The organism is Cellulomonas sp. P22, from assembly GCF_044392165.1.
Window position 1 is genome coordinate 1 of record NZ_JBISBW010000007.1, and the last position, 19,099, is coordinate 19,099.

The following is a 19,099-nucleotide window of genomic DNA, read 5'->3' on the forward strand; positions in this document are numbered from 1 at the left end:
ACGATGCCCTCAGTCAACCAAGACTCACCAACCGACAACCACCGACCGAAGGCCGGCAACCACCAGAAGATGAACCATCTTGGCATCGACTACTTGGCACACTGTTGAGTTCTCAAGGAACAGACGCTCATCCTCACCAGCCTTGCGACCGGGTCAGAGGCAACCTCTCAATCTTAGCGGAACCGATCCCCGCCGTCAAGACCCTCTATTCGAGGACCACCAGACGGGAACCCATCCCACCAGGGCATCACGAACCCGGCGGCAGAACCGCCAGACTCATCACACCCGGGGTAGCTGCTCCGGGGACCGGCCACCGGGATGAACCCGCGGTGTCCGTTGCTCGCTCGGAAGCAGCTGGACTAACTTATCTGAGTCGCTCCCCCCCGGTCAAACTCGCTGTTCGGCGGGTTCTTCCGGTGGAGAGCAGGTCTCCTGCCAGCCGGATCGCAGTGCGTCCCGCTGACATCCAGAACTCTACCCGAGATCTGGAGTGCTCCCGTCACCGCAGCCGGCACCGGGCCGTCCCGACAGAGAGCTGTTCGCGACCCGCGAGGTTCACCCGACCGGCGGGTGGGTCAGCGGCCGGGCAGTCCCGGTACGTCGAGGTCAGCCACGACCGGGAGGTGGTCGCTCGCCCGGCGCGCGGCCGCGTCCCGCAGCACCCGGACACCCCGCACCCCGAGCTCGGGCGAGACCAGCACCGCGTCGATGCGGTGCCTGGGAGCCGGCGCACGGAACGTCGGCGCCGGTGCCGTCTCGGCGGCGTCGCGCCCGTGACGCGCCAGTCGCGCCCACGCGGGACCGTCGGGCCGCTCGTTGAGGTCACCCAGCACCACGAGGGGCCCCGAGAGCTCGTCGATCCGCTCCTCGATGACGTCCAGGTGGCGGGCCCGCTCATCCGCGTGGACCGACAGGTGGAGCACGACGACGTCGACGCCGTCGACCCGTGCCGTCACGAAGCCCCGGCGCGTCCAGCCCACCCGCCAGCGCAGGCGGTGCGCGCGCGGCTCCTCGACCCGGCAGCCGGGACGGACCAGCAGCGCCGTGGTCCGTGCGCGGTACGCACCGACCGCCACCCGCATCCCCGCGCGGGCAGCGAAGCGGCGAAGCCGGGCACGCCGGAACGGTCCGCGCGGAGGCTCCTGCACACCGAGCACGTCGGGCTGCTCGAGCCGGACGACCGCGGCAGCAGCCGCCTCGTCGACCTGGAGCGACTTGAGGTTGTACGTCATGACGCGCATCCGGGGACGCTAGTCGCGCAGACGTCCGTCCACGAGCGCAGCGGCTTCTATCGGGTCCTCGACGAGCAGGTGCGAGCCGTGCTCTAAGGCCCCCTCGCGGTCCACCCGCGCCGCGCGCAGCCGGGAGAGGACCACAGCACCGAACGCGATCAGCGTGGCGGTCGTCGCGATGGACAGCCGCAGCACGTGGTTGGCCCCGTCCCCCACGCTGACCGCGACCACGGCCGGGGCGATCAGCAGCGCGACGAGGTTCATGACCTTGATGAGGGGGTTGATCGCCGGGCCAGCGGTGTCCTTGAACGGATCGCCCACGGTGTCACCGATGACCACCGCCGCGTGCGCGTCGGAGTTCTTGCCGCCGTAGTGGCCGTCCTCCACGATCTTCTTGGCGTTGTCCCACGTCCCGCCCGCGTTCGCGAGGAACACGGCCATGAGCACCCCGGTCGCGATGGCCCCCGCGAGGAAGCCGGCCAGCGGACCGACGCCCAGCCCGAAGCCGACCGCGATCGGCGCGAACGCCGCGAGCAGACCCGGCGTCGCGAGCTCGCGGAGCGAGTCGCGCGTGCAGATGTCCACGACCCGGCCGTACTCGGGCCGCACCTCGCCCGTCATGATCCCGGGGTTGTCGCGGAACTGGCGGCGCACCTCGAAGACGATCGCGCCGGCGGCGCGGGTCACAGCGTCGATCGCGAGGCCCGAGAACAGGAAGACCGTCGCGCCGCCCAGGATCACCCCGACGAGCGTGATGGGAGAGATGATCGAATAGGTGAGCATCGAGGCGACCACGTCCGAGGTCACGGGGGCCAGGCCCTGCAGCGCGCGGTTGACCGCCTCGGCGTACGAGCCGAACAGCGCGGTCGCGGCCAGGACGGCCGTGGCGATCGCGATGCCCTTGGTGACGGCCTTCGTGGTGTTGCCCACCGCGTCGAGGTCCGTGAGGATCTGAGCGCCCTCCGGGGTCACGTCGCCCGACATCTCGGCGATGCCCTGCGCGTTGTCGCTCACCGGGCCGAACGTGTCCATCGCGACGATCACACCGACCGTGGTCAGCAGGCCGCAGCCAGCGAGCGCGATGAGGAACAGCGAGAGCGGAACCGAGCCGCCCGCGATGAGGAACACCCCGCAGATCGCCGCGGCGATGATGCCCGCGGTGTACACCGCGGACTCGAAGCCGACCCCGATGCCCGAGAGCACCACCGTGGCGGCCCCCGTCAGCGAGGTGCGCGCGACGTGCAGGGTCGGCTTCGACGTGGTCCCCGTGAAGTAGCCCGTGACCCACAGGATGATGCCCGCGAGCACGACGCCGATCGCGACGGCCAGCGACGCGACCAGGCGGGGGTCGCCGCCGTGGGTCTCGAGCCCCGCGGTACCCCCCGTGAGCTCGGTGAACGTGCCGGGCAGGTACGTGTACGCCGCGACGGCCGCGAGCACCACCCCGGCGAGCGCCGCGGTGTAGAAGCCACGGTTGATCGCCGCGAGCCCGCTCTCCGTGCCGCGGATGCGCGTGACCAGCACCCCCAGCACCGCGACGAACGCCCCGACGGCCGTCACGACGAGCGGGAACACGAGCCCCTGCTCCCCGAAGGCTGCCTTGCCGAGGATGAGTGCGGCGACCAGCGTCACCGCGTACGACTCGAACAGGTCGGCGGCCATGCCCGCGCAGTCGCCCACGTTGTCGCCCACGTTGTCCGCGATCGTCGCCGCGTTGCGGGGGTCGTCCTCCGGGATGCCCTGCTCGACCTTGCCGACCAGGTCGGCCCCGACATCGGCGGCCTTCGTGAAGATCCCACCGCCGACGCGCATGAACATCGCCAGCAGGGCGGCGCCGAAACCGAAGCCCTCGAGCACCGCGGGCGCGTCGCCCCGGTAGATGAGGACGACCGACGAGGCACCCAGCAGCCCCAGCCCCACCACGCACATGCCGACGACGCCGCCCGTGCGGAAGGCGATGCGCGCCCCCTCGGCGCGTCCGCCCGGCAGGGACGCCGCCGCTGCGACCCGCACGTTCGCGCGGGTCGCGAGCCACATGCCCAGGAAGCCGATCGCGGCCGAGAACCCCGCCCCGAGGAGGAAGAACAGCGAGCGCCCGATCTTGATCCCGGCGTCGCCCGGCAGCAGGAACAGCAGACCGAAGACGACAGCCGCGAACACGACGAGCGTGCGGAACTGGCGGGACAGGTACGCCGATGCGCCTTCTTGGACCGCGCGCGCGATCTCCTGCATCGACGTGGTCCCCTCGCCCGCGGCGAGCACCTGGCGGCGCAGCACCACCGCGTAGAGCAGGCACGCGACCGCGATGACGGCGATGACGCTGACGATGGTGATGCTCGTCGGTCCGAGCGTGAGCATGCGGCCTCCCCTGGCACCGGCGCAGCCCCCCTGACCGCACCTCACCGTCCGGCCCCGTTGCCGTGCGGATCCGCGAAGTCTAGTCAGACCTACCAGGTCAGACCCGGCGATCAGGACAACTCGTCCGGGTCGTCCGCGATGCTCTGGTCACATGGACGGGCGCGACCACCAGGCGCACCAGCCGACCCGGCGACCGACGGGCCGGGCAGACTCAGCCCGCGAGCGCGGCGTCGAGCGTCTCGTGGATCGTGAAGACCTGCGTGAGCGCAGTGATCTGGAAGACCCGCAGCAGACGGTCGGAGTCGATCACGAGCTGGAGGCGGCCACCGTGGCCCCGGACCTTCTTGAGCACGCCGACCAGCACGCCCAGACCCGTGGAGTCCATGAACCGCACCGGGGTCAGGTCCACCACCAGGTCCGTGCGGCCCGCGTCCACCAGGCTCGCGAGCTTCTCGCGGAGCACCGACGCGGTGTAGACGTCGATCTCGCCCGAGACCTCGACGACCGTCAGGTCATCGACGTCTCTGCTGGTCACGCCCACGTCCATCGCTGGCTCCCGATCCTCGTCGCTGGTGGGAGCATTCAAACAGACCTCAGGTCGGACGCCACCCGGAGTCAGGTCGCGCGGACCTTCGCGAGGGCCGCGCGGTACTCGGGTGTCGTGCCGTCGGGGCGGACCTGCTGGAGCACGTGGTCCCGGACGCCGATGCGCCGCAGGGTGGTCTGCAGCTCGGCGACGTCCGACGCGCTGAGCACCGTGGGGTCGACGGTGGTGCGGACCTGGACGTCGACGCCCGAGTCGAGCACCAGGCGCAACGACATGAAGGCCGCGTCGGCGCTCCCACCGACGCCCGTGATGGCTCGGTACAGCGCGGCGGGGGCCTTGACGTCGAACCCGACCCAGTCGACCAGCGGGAGCATCGCCTCGAGCCGCCGCGGGTAGGCGCCCGAGGTGTGCAGGCCGACGCCGTACCCGGCCTCGCGGACCTCCCGGGCGGCCGAGGCCAGGCCTGGCTGACGCGTGGGTTCGCCACCCGAGAGCACGACGCCGTCGAGCAGGCCGTGGCGGCGGCTCAGCAGCCCGCGCACCCGCGACCAGGGGACCTGGCCGGGGACGCGCGCGTCGATGAGCCCGGGGTTGTGGCAGTAGGTGCACCGCCACGGGCAGCCCTGAAGGAAGAGCGTCGCGACGAGCTTGTCGGGCCAGTCGCACGTGGACAGCGGGCTCATGCCCGCGATCTCGAGCGAGTCGGCCGGATACCTGTCGACGACTCCCCCGCGCTGGGGAGGTGCCGCGGTCGCGTCCTGGGCCGCCGCGGTCATCGCTCGATCGGTCATACCGAGATCGCCGACTCCTGGAACATGGTGCGCTCGGCGTGCTCGCCCTTCTTGCCGATGTTGAACGAGCTCACGGGCCGGTGGTAGCCCATGACGCGGGTCCACACCTCGCACACGACCGGCGGTGCGTCGGGGTCAGCGTCGGCGCAGCGGTCGCACGTCAGGTGCTCCCCCGCGAGGTAGCCGTGGTTCGGGCAGATCGAGAACGTCGGCGTGATCGTGATGTAGGGCAGGCGGAACGTCGACAGCGCGCGGCGCACCAGCTCGCGGCACGCGGACGCGCTCGAGACGCGCTCCGACATGTACAGGTGCAGCACGGTGCCGCCGGTGTACTTGCCCTGCAGCTCCTCCTGGCGCTCGAGCGCCTCGAACGGGTCCTCGGTGAAGCCCACGGGCAGCTGCGAGGAGTTGGTGTAGTACGGGTTCTGCTCGGTGCCGGCCTGGATGATGTCGACGAACCGCTTCTTGTCCTCCTTGGCGAAGCGGTACGTCGTGCCCTCGGCGGGCGTCGCCTCGAGGTTGTACAGGTGCCCCGTGGTCTCCTGGAACTCGACCATGCGCTCGCGCACGTGGTCGAGCAGCCGCACGGCCATCGCGTGCCCGTCGTCCGTGGTGATGTCCTCGAGGTCGGACGTGAAGTTGCGGATCATCTCGTTGATCCCGTTCACGCCGATGGTCGAGAAGTGGCTGTCCAGCGTGCCCAGGTACCGCTTGGTGTACGGGAACAGCCCGCCGTCGATGTACTTCTGGATCACGGTCCGCTTGACCTCGAGCGAGTCCTTCGCCAGGTCGAGCAGGTAGTCGAGCTCCTTGACGAGCAGGTCCTCGTCGCCGCGGTACAGGTAGCCGAGCCGCGCGCAGTTGACCGTGACGACCCCGAGCGACCCCGTCTGCTCCGCGGAGCCGAACAGGCCGTTGCCGCGCTTGAGCAGCTCACGCAGGTCGAGCTGCAGGCGGCAGCACATCGAGCGGACGTCACCGGGCTTGAGCTCGGAGTTCAGGAAGTTCTGGAAGTACGGCAGGCCGTACTTCGCGGTCATGTCGAACAGCGCCTCGGCGTTCTCCGAGTCCCAGTCGAAGTCCGGGGTGATGTTGTAGGTCGGGATCGGGAACGTGAACACGCGGCCCGACGCGTCGCCCTCGGTCATGACCTCGATGTACGCGCGGTTGATGAGGTCCATCTCGGCCTGCAGGTCGCCGTACGTGAAGTCCATCGGCTCGTCGGCGATCACCGGCACCTGGTCGCGCAGGTCCTCGGGGCAGGTCCAGTCGAACGTGAGGTTCGTGAACGGGGTCTGCGTGCCCCAGCGCGAGGGCACGTTGAGGTTGTAGACGAGCTCCTGGATGCTCTGCCGGATCTCGCGGTAGGACAGGTCGTCGACGCGGACGTAGGGCGCCATGTACGTGTCGAACGAGCTGAACGCCTGCGCGCCGGCCCACTCGTTCTGCATGGTCCCGAGGAAGTTGACGATCTGGCCGACCGCGGAGCTGAAGTGCTTGGGCGCGCGGGCCTCGACCTTGCCGGGGACGCCGTTGAGCCCCTCCTGGAGCAGCGTGCGCAGCGACCAGCCCGCGCAGTAGCCCGAGAACATGTCGAGGTCGTGGATGTGCAGGTCGCCGTCGCGGTGGGCGCGACCGATCTCGGGCGAGTAGACGTGGCTCAGCCAGTAGTTGGCGATGACCTTGCCCGAGGTGTTGAGGATCATGCCGCCGAGCGAGTACCCCTGGTTCGCGTTGGCGTTCACCCGCCAGTCGCTGCGGTCCAGGTACTCGTCGATGGACGAGCCGACCTCGACGACAGGGTGTTGATCCATGGCGCAGCTCCTCGGTGAGTGCGACCTGTAACGGCCACTACATGTGGGCGCTCGGCGGGTGCCGGCAACTAGATGTGCCATCCTCTGGGCGCGCAGCGATCTCGAGGGAGGACCTTCGTCCCCCCTCGAGATCGCGCCGCACGTCACGGACGCACAGGACCACCCGTCCGCCACGAAGCCCACGGCGTGTCGCTCCCGGCGCCCGGTGCGACCCCCGCGCGCGGACCGTCCCACCAGGCTCCGGTGCGAGGATGGGCGGCATGGTCGAGACCGGTGAGCTGCTCGACGTGCTGCTCGCCGGTGGCCGTCGGGCCGACCGGCTGACGCACGTCCGCCACCTGCCCGCGCGCGAGGGCGAACAGGTCGGCTGGCCCGCCTGGGCCGACGCCGACCTGGTGCGTGGATACGGCCGGCTGGGCGTCGAACGCCCCTGGCGGCACCAGGTCGAGGCCGCCGACGCCGCCTGGGCCGGCCACCACACCGTCCTGGCGACCTCGACCGGATCGGGCAAGTCGCTCGCGTTCTGGCTCCCCTCGCTCACCGCTGTGCGCGCCGACGTGGCCGCCGGCACGCTCGACCCCGGGCGCATCGAGACCGTCGCCCGACGGGGTTCGGTGCTCTACCTGTGCCCGACCAAGGCTCTCGCCCACGACCAGCTCACGTCGGTGCAGGGGCTGCTCGCCGCGTCGGGCACCCGGGACGTGCGCGTGGCCACGTGCGACGGCGACACCGGGTTCGAGGAGCGCCGCTGGGTCCAGGACCACGCCGACGCCGTGCTGACCAACCCCGACTTCCTGCACTTCGCGCTGCTGCCGAACCACCGCCGGTGGGCGCGCTTCCTCGGGTCGCTGCGCTACGTCGTGGTCGACGAGTGCCACGCGTTCCGCGGCGTGTTCGGTGCGCACGTGTCCGCGGTGCTGCGGCGGCTGCAGCGCGTCGCTGCGTCCTACGCCCCGCGCGAGCCGCGTCTGCCCGGCGAGCCCGCGGGAAGCCGTGGCGCGGTCGGCGCGACCGGGCCCGTGTTCCTGCTCGCCTCCGCCACGACCTCCGACCCCGCCGCGAGCGCCGCCCGGCTCATCGGGGGGACGGGACGCGAGATCGTCGCCGTGACCTCCGACGCGTCGCCCGCGGGACGCAAGACCTTCGCGCTGTGGCAGCCACCCGAGCTGCCGGGCCTCGACGGGCCGTGGTCGACGCTCGTGCCCGAGGACGACCCGTGGGCCACTCCCCTGCCGATGCCCGAGCCGGCCAGGACGGCCGGGGCCGCAGAGGGTGCGGCCGCCGACGGCGCCAGCGGCACCGGGGCTGACGCCGGGCAGCCCGAGGGAGCAGGGCCGCGCGGCACCGGCGAGCACGCCGTGTCCGAGGACCCCGACCGTCCGCGCAGGTCCGCGACCGCGGAGACCGCCGACCTGCTCGCCGACCTCACCGCCGCGGGCGCCCGCACGCTCGCGTTCACCCGCTCACGGCGATCCGCCGAGTCGGTCGCCACCGTGGCCCAGGAGCACCTGCGCGCGGTGGACCCGAGCCTGCGCGACGTCGTCGCCGCGTACCGCGGGGGCTACCTGCCCGAGGAGCGCCGGGCGCTCGAGCAGGCGATCCGCAGCGGACGGCTGCGCGCGCTCGCGACCACGAACGCGCTCGAGCTCGGGGTCGACATCTCGGGGCTCGACGCGGTGCTCATCGCGGGCTGGCCCGGCACGCGCGTGTCGATGTGGCAGCAGGCCGGCCGCGCGGGCCGGGCGGGCGCCGACGGGCTGGTCGCGCTCATCGCCCGCGAGGACCCCCTCGACACCTACCTGGTGCACCACCCGGAGGCCATCTTCGACACCCCCGTCGAGGCCACGGTCTTCGACCCCGCGAACCCGTACGTGCTCGCGCCGCACCTGTGCGCCGCGGCCTCCGAGCTGCCGCTGCGCGAGGAGGACCTGCCGCTGTTCGGGCCCGACACGCGCGCGCTGCTCGACTCGCTCGTCGCCCGGGGCGCGCTGCGACGTCGGGCATCGGGCTGGTACTGGACGCACGCCGGGTCCGCCGCCCGGCTGACCGACCTGCGCGGCACCGGGGGCGACCCCGTCCGGGTGGTCGAGATGTCGACCGGCCGGATGCTCGGGACGGTCGACGCCGCCGCGGCGGACGCGACGGTGCACCCCGGCGCGGTGTACGTGCACCAGGGGGCGACGTTCGTGGTCGACGAGCTGCACCTGGCCGACTCCGTGGCGCTCGTGTCGCGCCGGAACGTCGACTTCGGCACCTGGGCCCGCTGGGTCACGTCGATCGAGATCCGCTCGACCGACCAGGAACGGACCTGGGGGCCGGTCACCTGGGGGCTCGGCACCGTCGACGTGACCACCCAGGTGGTGAGCTACCAGCGCAAGCGCATCCCGGACATGCAGGTGCTGGGGTCCGAGGTGCTCGATCTGCCCGCCCGCACGCTGCAGACCTCGTCGGTGTGGTGGACCGCCCCGGCCGAGGTGCTCGAGGCCGCCGGGGTCACGGCCGAGACCGCCCCCGGCGCGCTGCACGCCGCGGAGCACGCCTCGATCGGTCTGCTGCCGCTGCTGGCCACGTGCGACCGCTGGGACCTGGGCGGCGTCTCGACCGCGCTGCACGTCGACACCGAGCAGGCCACCGTGTTCGTGCACGACGCCTACCCCGGCGGCGCGGGCTTCGCGGAGCGCGGGTTCGCGCTCGCCCGCACCTGGCTCGAGGCCACCCGCGAGGCGATCGCGACCTGTCGGTGCGCGCACGGCTGCCCCGCGTGCGTGCAGTCGCCCAAGTGCGGCAACGCGAACAACCCGCTCGAGAAGGCCGCCGCGGTGCGGTTGCTCGACGCGGTCCTGGCGCACGCCCCGAGCTGACCCGGAGGGCCCGAGCCCGGTGCGGGCCGCTCCCCCGTCGACCGATATGCGCGCGGTGTATACACAGTGTGTATAGTCCTCGGCATGTCTGTTGGACTCACTCTTCTCGGCCTGCTGCAGTCCGGTCCACGCCACGGCTACGACCTGAAGCGCTCCTACGACGAACGGTTCGGGCACGACCGCCCGCTGCACTACGGCCAGGTCTACTCGACCCTCGCCCGGCTGCTCAAGAACGGTCTCGTCGAGGTGGAGTCGGAGCCCGGCGACGGCCCCGAGCGCAAGCGGTACGCGATCACCTCCGCCGGCGTGAGCGACGTGGACCAGTGGCTCGCCCAGCCCGAGACGCCCGAGCCGTACCTCCAGAGCACCCTCTACACGAAGGTCGTCCTGGCGCTGCTCTCCGGGCACGACGCTACCGAGGTCCTCGACACCCAGCGAGCCGAGCACCTGCGCCTGATGCGCGACCTGACCCGCCGCAAGGCCGACGGCGACCTCGCCGACCAGCTGATCTGCGACCACGCGCTCTTCCATCTGGAAGCCGACCTGCGCTGGCTCGAGCTGACCGCCGCCCGCCTCGACCAGCTCGCCACCGCCGTCCGCCCGTAGCACGACCTCTGCCCACCGGCACCAACCCCGGGAGACACACCATGCTCGACGCACCACTGCTCACCGCCGACGACCTGCACCTGCGGTTCGGCTCGACCAACGCCCTCGACTCCGCCTCGCTGCAGGTCCACGCCGGGGAGGTGCTCGCCCTCATGGGGCCGTCCGGCTCCGGCAAGTCCACCCTCCTGCACTGCCTCGCCGGGATACTCACCCCCGACTCCGGGCAGGTGACCTACGACGGGCGCGACATGTCGGGGATGTCGGACGGCGAACGCAGCGCGCTGCGCCGGACGGAGTTCGGATTCGTCTTCCAGTTCGGTCAGCTCGTGCCCGAGCTGACCTGCCTCGAGAACGTGGCCCTGCCGCTGCGCCTCGCCGGCACCGGGCGTCGTGACGCCGAGCGCACCGCCGCCGAGTGGCTCCGACGCCTCGAGGTCGCCGACGTGGCGAGCAAGCGCCCCGGCCAGGCCTCGGGCGGCCAGGGGCAGCGCGTCGCCGTGGCGCGTGCACTCGTCACCCGGCCGAAGGTCGTCTTCGCCGACGAGCCGACCGGCGCCCTCGACTCCCTCAACGGCGAACGGGTCATGCAGCTGCTCATCGCCGCGGCCCGCGACACCGGGGCCGCCGTGGTGCTGGTCACGCACGAGGCGCGGGTCGCCGCGTACTCCGACCGCGAGGCCGTCGTCCGCGACGGACGCGTGCGTGAGCAGGAGCGCGTCCGATGACCGCCCCCGCGACGACGACGGGCACCGCCCCGAGCACGGCGCTGCGACGGCGCAGGGGGCTGTCGCAGTGGGCCACCGACCTGGCGCTCGGGATCCGCCTGAGCGTCGGGGGCGGCTCCTCAGGGTGGGTCCGGCTCGCCCTGGTCGCCGTGGGCGTCGGGATCGGCGTGACGATGCTGCTGGTCGCCACCACCATCCCCTCCGTGATCGGGGCCCGCGACGGCCGGGTCGCCGACCGTCAGGTCTCCGGCGAGCGGCTGTCCGACGGGACGCAGGCTGTGCCGCAGGCGGACGACACCGTGCTGACCACCTCGGTGCGCTCGGACTTCCATGGGCGCGCGATCGAGGGCATGCTGCTCCAGCCCGAGGGCGGCGACCCGGTGCTGCCCCCCGGGGTGACCCGTCAGCTCGCCCCAGGCGAGCTGCTGGTCTCGCCCGCGCTGGCCCGGGTCCTCGGCTCCGAGGACGGTGAGGCGCTGCGCGGCAGGTGGAGCGACCGCGTGGTCGGCGAGATCGGGCCGTCCGGCCTGGCCGGGCCCGAGGAGCTCACGTTCTACCTGGGCACCGACGAGCTCACCGCCGACACCGCCACGCGCACCGCGTCCTTCGGCGGGGTCGAGGCCGGCCCCGACTCGGCGGCCCCCCTCGTGCTGCTGCTGGGCATCGTCGCGCTCGGGGTGCTGCTGCTGCCCGTCGCGATCTTCCTGACAACCGCGGTCCGCTTCGGCGGGGAGGCGCGTGACCGCCGGCTCGCCGCGCTGCGGCTCGTCGGTGCTGACACCGCGATGACCCGACGGATCGCCGCGGGCGAGACGCTCGCGGGTGCCGTGCTCGGCCTCGTCGTCGGCGGCGTGCTCTTCCTGGCCGCGACACAGTTCGTGCACCGGGTCGTGCCCGCGGACCTCAGCTTCTACCCCGCCGACTTCCGGCCCGCACCCGCGCTCGCTGCGCTGGTCGTGATCCTCGTCCCGATCGCCGCGGTCCTGGTCACCATCTCCGCGATGCAGCGCGTCGTGGTCGAGCCGCTCGGCGTCGTCCGTCGCGGCACCACGGTCCGTCGACGGGTGTGGTGGCGTCTCGTGCTGCCCGTCGTGGGTCTCGCGCTGCTGGCCCCGCTGCGTTCCGGGATGGACACGACGACCGGGAACGAGGCCATGGTGCTGGCCGGTCTCGTCTTCCTGCTCGTCGGCATCGCGGTGCTGCTGCCGTGGTTCGTGGAGGCCACGGTCCGCCGGATGGGTGCCGGAGGCGTCGCCTGGCAGCTCGCCGTGCGCCGGCTCCAGCTCGACAGCGGCACCGCCGTGCGCGCCGTCTCCGGCATCGCGGTCTCCGTCGCCGGCCTCATCGCGCTGCACGGCCTGTTCGGCGCGGTCGAGAGCGTGCTGGAGAGCGCCGAGGCCGAGGGCTCCGGCAGCTCAGTGGTCACCGTGTACGGCGCGAGCACGGACGAGCGCTGGGTCACGGACCTGGAGAGCGCTCCGGGTGTGCGCGAGGTCGGCGCCCTGGCCAACCTGTGGGGCACGTCCGCGGACGGTGCGAGGACCTGGATGAAGATGGGCGAGTGCGCCGCGCTGGCGCAGCAGGCCCAGATCGACACCTGCGAGGACGGTGACGTCTTCGTCGTCGCCGAGCAGGGCGTGTCGCTGCCGGAGGCGGGCAGCACCTACACCTTCGAAGACGACGACAGCGCATCGGGCCCGCGGTGGACGTTGCCCGCCACGGCCCGCACCGTCCTGCCGCCCGCCTCGTCCGACTCCTACGGAGGGCAGATCCTGGTCACGCCTGCAGCGGTGGCAGGGCTCGGGCTCGACCTGACCGACGTCGACCTGAGCGTCACGCTGGACCCGGCGGACCCCGACGCGATCGAGCACCTGCGCACGGCCGCCTCCCGGGTGGACCCGCGCGCCCACGTCGAGTCCGGGTCCGAGAGGTTCACCGCTGCCCTCCTGACGATGAGGCAGGCACTGTTCGTCGTGACGATCGCGCTGCTGCTGATGATCGGGGCGAGCATGCTGGTCAACGTCGTCGAGCAGCTGCGTGAGCGGCGCCAGCTCCTCGCGGTGCTGCTCGCCTTCGGGACCCGGCGGAGCACCCTGAGCGGATCGGTCCTCTACCAGGTCGCGATCCCCGTGACGCTGGGGCTGCTCCTGGCCGTGGCGACGGGCACGGGGCTGGCAACGGTCCTGCAGACCGTCGCCGGGGCACCGGTCCAGCTCGACTGGGTCGGGATCGGCACCACCACCGGCGTCGCCGCCGGCGTGGTGCTGCTGACCACTGCGGGCAGCCTGCCGCTGCTGTGGCGACTCACCAAGCCCGGAGGCCTGCGCAGCGAGTAGGGCGGCTCACCAGGCGGCCACCACCAGCACCTTCGGTGTCGGTGGTGGCCGCCTTCGCGCTGCTGGGGCTCGGTGGGTCGGGCCGTCCTACGCGGCTCCGGCCTGCGACAACGCGCGAGCCGGTGGTGTGCGCAGCGCATGCCGGGTCGGCAGCTCGATCGCGACGAAGGCGATGACCACCACCAGCACCGCCACCCCGGGAGCCAGCCACCCCGGCCCCGCCGGCAGCGGGCGCCCCAGGAACCCGATGCCGAGCATGACCAGCGGGACCACGGACAGCAGCCCCCCGGTCGCCAGCGCGACCCCGCTGGCCAGCGCCGCCTCGCGCCGCATCATGGACCGCACCTGACGTGGCGTGGCCCCCGCGAGCTGCAGGGTCGCGATCTCGTTCCGCCGTTCCAGCGTGCTCGCCACCAGCTTGTTGGTGACGCCGAGCAGCAGGTAGCCGAGCAGCACGCCGAGCACCACGATGTTGATCAGCAGGTCGGGTGACATGCCGCCGAGCCCGCCGGCGCCGCCCTCGGCCGAGGCGCCGGGTGCCGCGCCGTCGTGCACCATCAGGCCGGGTCGCTCGGAGGCGAAGTCCGCGAGCGCCTCGGACGCCGCCACGGAACCGTCGGTGCGCACCAGGACGCTCGGTACGAGGGCGGCCGAGTGGCCGGCGGCCAGGTCGGCCGACAGGACGACCGAGCCGAAGGCGAGGCCGCGGCCGTACACCGCGACGACCTCCGCCTGCGTCGGTGTGCCGTCCCCGAGGACGAGGTCCATCGTGCTGCCCACAGGGTGCGCGCGGGCCGAACCGGAGTCCACGGCGATCGTGCTGCCGGTGAGGTCCGCGAGGTCCCCGTCCTGCACGTCGAGGTCGAGCACCCCCGTGGAGTCAGGCGTGAGGATCGTCGCCGACGCGCTCTCCAGGGTGGTCTCACCGGCCATCGTCGTGGGCGCCAGGACTGTGGTGGTGCCCACCGGGGCGGCCGCCTCCACGCCGGGCAGGTCACGTACCTCGGAGACCACGTCCACGGCAAGGCCGCCCAGAGCCGGTGCGCTGAGCGTCGCCTGCGCGAGCGTCGCGTCGCGCAGGTCACCGGTCGCCGCCGCGAGGACCGTGGTCTGCGTGAACCCATAGGTCACCGTGAAGACGACCACCAGGGCGAGCGTGCTGACCGCAGCGCCGACCCGTAGCGCGTACCCGTGGCTGTTGGCGACGGCGAGCCACGTGGGGGCCGAGGCCCGCGCCGGGAGCCGTCGCGCGAGCCACCGGCTGAACCCGCCCACCAGCTGGGGGCCGAGCAGCGCGAGCCCGATCGCCGCCAGGATCCCGGCCATCGCGGCGCCGGCGGCCCCGACCGGGGTGCGCGACAGCAGCGGTGTCGCCGCGACGCCGAAGGACCCGACGATCAGCGCCGCACCCGTCAGCACCCGCACCCGGGACGGCGCACGAGGCTCGGTGCGGGACTCCGCGACAGCCTCGGTGGCGGGCAGCCGCGACGCCCTGCGGGAGGCCGACCGGGCCGCCACCTGCACCGTCACGACGAGCAGCAGCACTGCCACCGCTCCGGGCACGGGGCCGACGGTCAGGGGAAGATCCGGGGAGAGCATCCCGGTGGAGGCCAGCATCGTCCGGAACTGCTCGGCACCGACGTAGCCGAGCGCGACGCCGGGGATCATCGCGGCGACCGCCACGACCGTCGCCTGCCAGGCCGCGAGGGACCGCACCTGACGCGGTGTCGCCCCCATGGCGCGCAGCAGGGCGAAGTCGCGACGCTGGGCGCTGATCGACACGGCGAGCGCGCCGGCGATGATGAAGCCGATCACCAGCAGCGTGACGCCGCTGAGCGACGCCGCGATGGCCGGCAGCATCCCGCGACCCGCCACGGCCAGCGGGTTCTCCACGTCCCCCCGCGCGTCGCCCGTCGAGACGACCAGACCCTCGTCACGCACCAGCTCCCGTGCCGCGTCGGCCACCGCCTCCGCCGCACCGCGGTCGGTGCGCAGGGCGACGAGGTCGACGGTCGAGGCCGCGCCGTCGGCAGCCGCGGCCGGGCCGTGAGCGAGCCGCAGCGCGGTGGCGTCGTCGACGTACACCCCGCTGCCGGGCGTCACCGCGGCGACCTCGTAGTCCCCCGTCGTGCCGGCGGCGACCACCTGGACCTGGTCGCCGACCCCGACACCCGCGGCGGACGCCACCGCGGAGCCGAGGGCGACCTGACCGTCGGTGGGCCCGGTCACGGTGGCGTCGTCGCCCGGCGACCCGGTGTCGAGCAGCGCGGTGGAGGACCACCCGTGACCGGCGGTGGCCGCGTCACCGGCCTCGACCACCTGGCCGTCGGCGCCCACCACCGCCGCGGGGAAGCTGACGTCGCCGACCGCCGCGACGACCCCGGGCAGCGCCGCCAGCTCCGCGACCACGGCTGACGAGACCCGGGCCCGCTCGGGCAGGGCGACCGGCAGGTCACCCGGCTGGGCCAAGGACTGGCTCGCGGTCACCACGACGTCGGCCCCGGCCAGGCGGTCGGCCGCCACGTGAGAGCGGAGGCCGGAGTCCGCGAGCACACCGATCGCGGTGAGGAAGGCGGCGCCGCCGAGGACGGCGCACGCGACGGCGAGGAGCGCAGCGACCCGGCGCCGGGCCATACGGACGGCCAGGTGCAGCATCTCAACCCACCTCCACGGCGGCGAGGGTGCTCGCGAGGTGGGCAGCGGTGGGCTGCTCGAGCGAGTCGATGACCCGGCCGTCAGCCATCACGACCACGCGGTCGGCGCGGGCGGCGGCCGCCGGGTCGTGCGTGACCATGACGACCGTCTGGCCCAGCGTCTCGACCAGGTCCCGCAGCAGGTCGAGCACCTCCCGGCCGGTGCGCAGGTCGAGCGCGCCGGTCGGCTCGTCGGCGAACACGACCTCGGGCCGGGCGACGAGGGCCCGCGCGATCGCCGCGCGCTGCTGCTGGCCGCCGGAGAGCTCGCCGGGCCGGTGCGAGAGCCGATCGGTGAGCCCGACCCGGTCCACGAGGCTGCGCAGCCAGTCCATGTCGGGCCGGGCTCCCGCCAGGCGCAGCGGCAGCGTCACGTTGTCCATCACGGTCAGCGACGGCACCAGGTTGTACGACTGGAAGACGAAGCCGACGTGGCTGCGGCGCAGCACGGTGCGGGCCGTCTCGTCCAGGTGCGTCATGTCGATCCCCGCGATGGCGGCCCGACCGCTGGTCGGCGAGTCCAGGCCCGCCGCGCAGTGCATGAGCGTGCTCTTGCCGGAGCCGGACGGCCCCACCACCGCGACGAACGAACCCCGCTCGACGGCCAGGGTCACGTCGTCGAGCGCGCGTACGCCCCCGGCGTACGTCTTGCTGACGTCGGTCAGGGCGACCGCGGGCACCGCCGAGGTGGACCGCGTCGACGTCGTGGCGTCGGCGGCCGGGCGCTCGACGGCGCCCCGCAGGCCGCTCACGACCGCGTCCGGGTGTGCGAGACCACCAGCGCGACGATGGCGACGAGAGTCAGGCCGCCCAGCGCGAGGCTGATGCCCACGGGCACCGCCATGGCCGAGGTGACGGAGTTCGCGACGGCGCTCAGCACGAGGAGCGTCCACAGCGCGGCCCGTCGGCCGGCCACCCGGGACGCCTCAGGGGACGCCTCGTGGGCGTGGGGGTGCGTGCGAGAGGGCGCCTCGGAGGCGCCGGGGAAGGCGTAGGGGTCAGGCATGGCGAGCTCCCTGATCGAGGGTTTTCCGGACAACCACGACGCTAGGGACGGCGATCGGCCCGGACGATCCCGCCAGCGCCCGACCTGAGGTGCAGCAGGCTGTACTTCTCGGCGGTGGGCCTGCCGCCCTGCCCGGAGGTCGCCTAGGGTCACCGACGTGGGGACATCTCGAGGTCAGGGCGACGTGACGGTCGGTCGCCCGTCCGTCCAGCGGCACGGCGGGGTGGCACGCCGGACCCTGGACGCGCTCGAACAGCTCGTGGGCGGGCTGGCGATCGCCGTCCTCGCCCTGATGGCGCTGCTGTGGGTGGCGGTCTGCGCGCTCGCCTGCGTGGTGGGGGTGGGCTTCTGGCTGCTGCCGGGAGCGCTCACCGCGGTGCGCGCCGTCGCCGACCGGGAGCGCGCACGGTTCTCCCTCATCGGGCCGGAGATCATCGGACCGCCGCCCGTGCCGGCTCGGCTGCGCGAGGCGCTCGCGGACCCGACCATCCACCGGGAGCTGGGCTGGCTGGTCTGCGCGGCCACGCTCGGCCTGGTGCTCGGGATGCTGGCCCTCGCCCTGCCGCTCAACGCCGTGCGCGACGCCACGTTCGTCCTGTGGTGGCAGTCCGTGCCCGAGGAGTTCCGCACGGCGTCGATCGGCACGTGGATCGTGGACAGCTGGGCCGGCGCCGCCGCCGTCACGTTGGGCGGCGTCGCGTGGATCGTCGTCGCGGTGGGACTCACGTCGCCGATGGCGCGCCTGCAGTCCTGGCCCACCCGGCGGCTGCTCAGCCCACCCCGGGGCACCGACCTGGCGATGCGCGTGGCGGAGCTCACGGCGACCCGCGCCGGCGCCCTGGACGCCCACGCCGCCGAGCTGCGGCGCATCGAGCGCTCGCTGCACGACGGCACGCAGAACAGGATCGTCGCCGTGAGCGTGCTGCTGGGCGCCGCGCAGCGGGCCCTCACCCGCGACCCGGCTACGGCGGGCCCGCTGCTGGACCGCGCGCAGGACGCCGCGGAGCAGGCCCTCGCCGAGCTGCGTGCCGTCGCGCGCAGCATCCTGCCCGCTGTGCTCGAGGACCGGTCGCTGAGTGACGCGTTGTCGGGCCTCGCGGCGACCAGCCCGGTGCCGTGCCGGCTCGACGTCGAGGACATCGGGCGGTGCGCCGCCTCGGTCGAGGCGACGGCCTACTTCGTGGTCGCCGAGGCGCTCACGAACGTGGCCCGGCACAGCAGGGCGCAGACCTGCGTGGTGACGGTGCGGCGACCCGGCGACCGTCTGGAGGTCACCGTGCAGGACGACGGAGTTGGTGGTGCCGCGGAGCCGGTCCCCGGGCACGGGCCGCACAGGGACTCCGGAGACCGGACCTGGACGGGCGGCGGGAGCGGCATCGCGGGCATCCGGCGACGCGTCCAGGCGCACGACGGGGCTTTCTCGCTGACCAGTCCGGTGGGCGGCCCCACGACGATGGAGGTGAGCCTGCCGTGCGGATCGTGATCGCTGAGGACGACGCCCTGCTGCGCGAGGGGCTGGCGCTGCTGCTGCGCGCCGAAGGGCTGGATGTGGTCGCGACGGCGGCCGATCCGTCCGAGCTCCTGGCGGCCGTCGCCGAGCACGTGCCGGACGTCGCGATCGTGGACGTGCGCATGCCGCCGACGCACACCCACGAGGGGATCGTCGCGGCGGTCGACGCGCGGCGCCGGCAGCCGGGGCTGGCTGTGCTGGTGCTGTCCGCGTACGTGGAGGAGGCGTTCGCCACCGATCTGCTGGCCTACGGCAGCGCGGGCCTGGGCTACCTGCTCAAGGAGCGGGTCGGACGCGTGGACGAGTTCCTCGCCGCCCTGCACCGGGTGGCCGGCGGCGGCACGGCGATCGACCCGGACGTCATCGCGCAGCTGTTCGCGCGGACCCGCTCGGACAGCCGGCTCGACCGGCTCAGCCCGCGCGAGCGCGAGGTGCTCGCGGTGATGGCCGAAGGGCTGGGGAACACCGCCATCGCCGCGCGGCTGTTCGTGACCGAGGGCGCCGTGCACAAGCACATCCGCAGCATCTTCGCGAAGCTCGACCTGGCCCCCACGGACCTGGCCGACCGCCGGGTCACCGCGGTGCTGCGCTACCTGGAGGACGCCCGCCTGCGCGCCTGA

At 73.2% G+C, this 19,099-nt stretch carries 14 protein-coding genes; 6 read left to right on the top strand and 8 right to left on the bottom strand.

Translation table 11 applies throughout. The features are described 5' to 3' along the window. Window positions 1-575: 575 nt before the first annotated feature. The 5 genes from ACGIF2_RS09020 to ACGIF2_RS09040 form a co-directional block, all read right to left on the bottom strand. A complete protein-coding gene (locus tag ACGIF2_RS09020; RefSeq protein WP_396045730.1) occupies window positions 576-1,241 on the bottom strand; it encodes an endonuclease/exonuclease/phosphatase family protein in 666 nt (221 codons plus the stop codon). A 9-nt stretch (window positions 1,242-1,250) separates the two neighbouring features. Then, window positions 1,251-3,590 carry a sodium-translocating pyrophosphatase gene (locus tag ACGIF2_RS09025; RefSeq protein WP_396045732.1) on the bottom strand — a complete coding sequence of 780 codons (2,340 nt, stop codon included), beginning with the start codon at window positions 3,588-3,590 and terminating at the stop codon, window positions 1,251-1,253. 211 nt (window positions 3,591-3,801) lie between these two features. After that, a complete protein-coding gene (locus ACGIF2_RS09030) occupies window positions 3,802-4,137 on the bottom strand; it encodes an STAS domain-containing protein (protein ID WP_396045734.1) in 336 nt (111 codons plus the stop codon). A 68-nt stretch (window positions 4,138-4,205) separates the two neighbouring features. Beyond that, entirely contained in the window at window positions 4,206-4,928 is a 723-nt protein-coding gene (locus tag ACGIF2_RS09035) for an anaerobic ribonucleoside-triphosphate reductase activating protein (protein ID WP_396045736.1), read from the bottom strand. Next, window positions 4,925-6,742 carry a ribonucleoside triphosphate reductase gene (locus tag ACGIF2_RS09040; protein ID WP_396045737.1) on the bottom strand — a complete coding sequence of 606 codons (1,818 nt, stop codon included), beginning with the start codon at window positions 6,740-6,742 and terminating at the stop codon, window positions 4,925-4,927. The genes ACGIF2_RS09035 and ACGIF2_RS09040 overlap by 4 nt, the downstream gene beginning before the upstream one ends. Before the next feature lie 260 nt (window positions 6,743-7,002). On the opposite strand from ACGIF2_RS09040, the gene ACGIF2_RS09045 reads away from it, so the two are divergent. From ACGIF2_RS09045 to ACGIF2_RS09060, 4 genes are all read left to right on the top strand, one after another. Next, window positions 7,003-9,603 carry a DEAD/DEAH box helicase gene (locus ACGIF2_RS09045; protein WP_396045739.1) on the top strand — a complete coding sequence of 867 codons (2,601 nt, stop codon included), beginning with the start codon at window positions 7,003-7,005 and terminating at the stop codon, window positions 9,601-9,603. Between the two features lie 84 nt (window positions 9,604-9,687). Further along, on the top strand, window positions 9,688-10,209 hold the full coding sequence (locus tag ACGIF2_RS09050) for a PadR family transcriptional regulator (protein ID WP_396045741.1): 522 nt from the start codon (window positions 9,688-9,690) through the stop codon (window positions 10,207-10,209). Between the two features lie 41 nt (window positions 10,210-10,250). Then, entirely contained in the window at window positions 10,251-10,934 is a 684-nt protein-coding gene (locus tag ACGIF2_RS09055; protein WP_396045743.1) for an ABC transporter ATP-binding protein, read from the top strand. Next, a complete protein-coding gene (locus ACGIF2_RS09060) occupies window positions 10,931-13,270 on the top strand; it encodes an FtsX-like permease family protein (protein ID WP_396045745.1) in 2,340 nt (779 codons plus the stop codon). The genes ACGIF2_RS09055 and ACGIF2_RS09060 overlap by 4 nt, the downstream gene beginning before the upstream one ends. An 87-nt stretch (window positions 13,271-13,357) precedes the next feature. Here ACGIF2_RS09060 and ACGIF2_RS09065 read toward each other — a convergent pair whose 3' ends face one another. From ACGIF2_RS09065 to ACGIF2_RS09075, 3 genes are read right to left on the bottom strand one after another with little or no spacing between them, the layout of a single operon-like run. Continuing rightward, window positions 13,358-15,925 (bottom strand): FtsX-like permease family protein, encoded by a 2,568-nt coding sequence (locus ACGIF2_RS09065; protein WP_396045747.1) that lies wholly within the window; start codon window positions 15,923-15,925, stop codon window positions 13,358-13,360. A gap of 1 nt (window position 15,926) precedes the next feature. Then, the gene (locus tag ACGIF2_RS09070; protein ID WP_396045749.1) at window positions 15,927-16,715 is read right to left on the bottom strand and encodes an ABC transporter ATP-binding protein; all 789 of its coding nucleotides are present in this window, start codon (window positions 16,713-16,715) and stop codon (window positions 15,927-15,929) included. Then, window positions 16,712-16,969, bottom strand: a complete 258-nt coding sequence (locus ACGIF2_RS09075; RefSeq protein WP_396045751.1) for a hypothetical protein — start codon at window positions 16,967-16,969, stop codon at window positions 16,712-16,714. The genes ACGIF2_RS09070 and ACGIF2_RS09075 overlap by 4 nt, the downstream gene beginning before the upstream one ends. 157 nt (window positions 16,970-17,126) lie before the next feature. Between ACGIF2_RS09075 and ACGIF2_RS09080 the strand changes: the two genes are divergently transcribed. Further along, the gene (locus ACGIF2_RS09080; protein ID WP_396045753.1) at window positions 17,127-18,452 is read left to right on the top strand and encodes a sensor histidine kinase; all 1,326 of its coding nucleotides are present in this window, start codon (window positions 17,127-17,129) and stop codon (window positions 18,450-18,452) included. After that, window positions 18,440-19,099 carry a response regulator gene (locus ACGIF2_RS09085; protein WP_396045755.1) on the top strand — a complete coding sequence of 220 codons (660 nt, stop codon included), beginning with the start codon at window positions 18,440-18,442 and terminating at the stop codon, window positions 19,097-19,099. The genes ACGIF2_RS09080 and ACGIF2_RS09085 overlap by 13 nt, the downstream gene beginning before the upstream one ends.

Bases quoted from the DNA above. Each gene is read 5' to 3' on its own strand.
- ACGIF2_RS09040 (WP_396045737.1), bottom strand. From the start codon at position 6,742: ATGGATCAACACCCTGTCGTCGAGGTCGGCTCGTCCATCGACGAGTAC.
- ACGIF2_RS09020 (WP_396045730.1), bottom strand. From the start codon at position 1,241: ATGCGCGTCATGACGTACAACCTCAAGTCGCTCCAGGTCGACGAGGCG.
- ACGIF2_RS09060 (WP_396045745.1), top strand. From the start codon at position 10,931: ATGACCGCCCCCGCGACGACGACGGGCACCGCCCCGAGCACGGCGCTG.
- ACGIF2_RS09055 (WP_396045743.1), top strand. From the start codon at position 10,251: ATGCTCGACGCACCACTGCTCACCGCCGACGACCTGCACCTGCGGTTC.
- ACGIF2_RS09065 (WP_396045747.1), bottom strand. From the start codon at position 15,925: ATGCTGCACCTGGCCGTCCGTATGGCCCGGCGCCGGGTCGCTGCGCTC.
- ACGIF2_RS09035 (WP_396045736.1), bottom strand. From the start codon at position 4,928: ATGACCGATCGAGCGATGACCGCGGCGGCCCAGGACGCGACCGCGGCA.
- ACGIF2_RS09025 (WP_396045732.1), bottom strand. From the start codon at position 3,590: ATGCTCACGCTCGGACCGACGAGCATCACCATCGTCAGCGTCATCGCC.
- ACGIF2_RS09030 (WP_396045734.1), bottom strand. From the start codon at position 4,137: ATGGACGTGGGCGTGACCAGCAGAGACGTCGATGACCTGACGGTCGTC.
- ACGIF2_RS09075 (WP_396045751.1), bottom strand. From the start codon at position 16,969: ATGCCTGACCCCTACGCCTTCCCCGGCGCCTCCGAGGCGCCCTCTCGC.
- ACGIF2_RS09045 (WP_396045739.1), top strand. From the start codon at position 7,003: ATGGTCGAGACCGGTGAGCTGCTCGACGTGCTGCTCGCCGGTGGCCGT.
- ACGIF2_RS09050 (WP_396045741.1), top strand. From the start codon at position 9,688: ATGTCTGTTGGACTCACTCTTCTCGGCCTGCTGCAGTCCGGTCCACGC.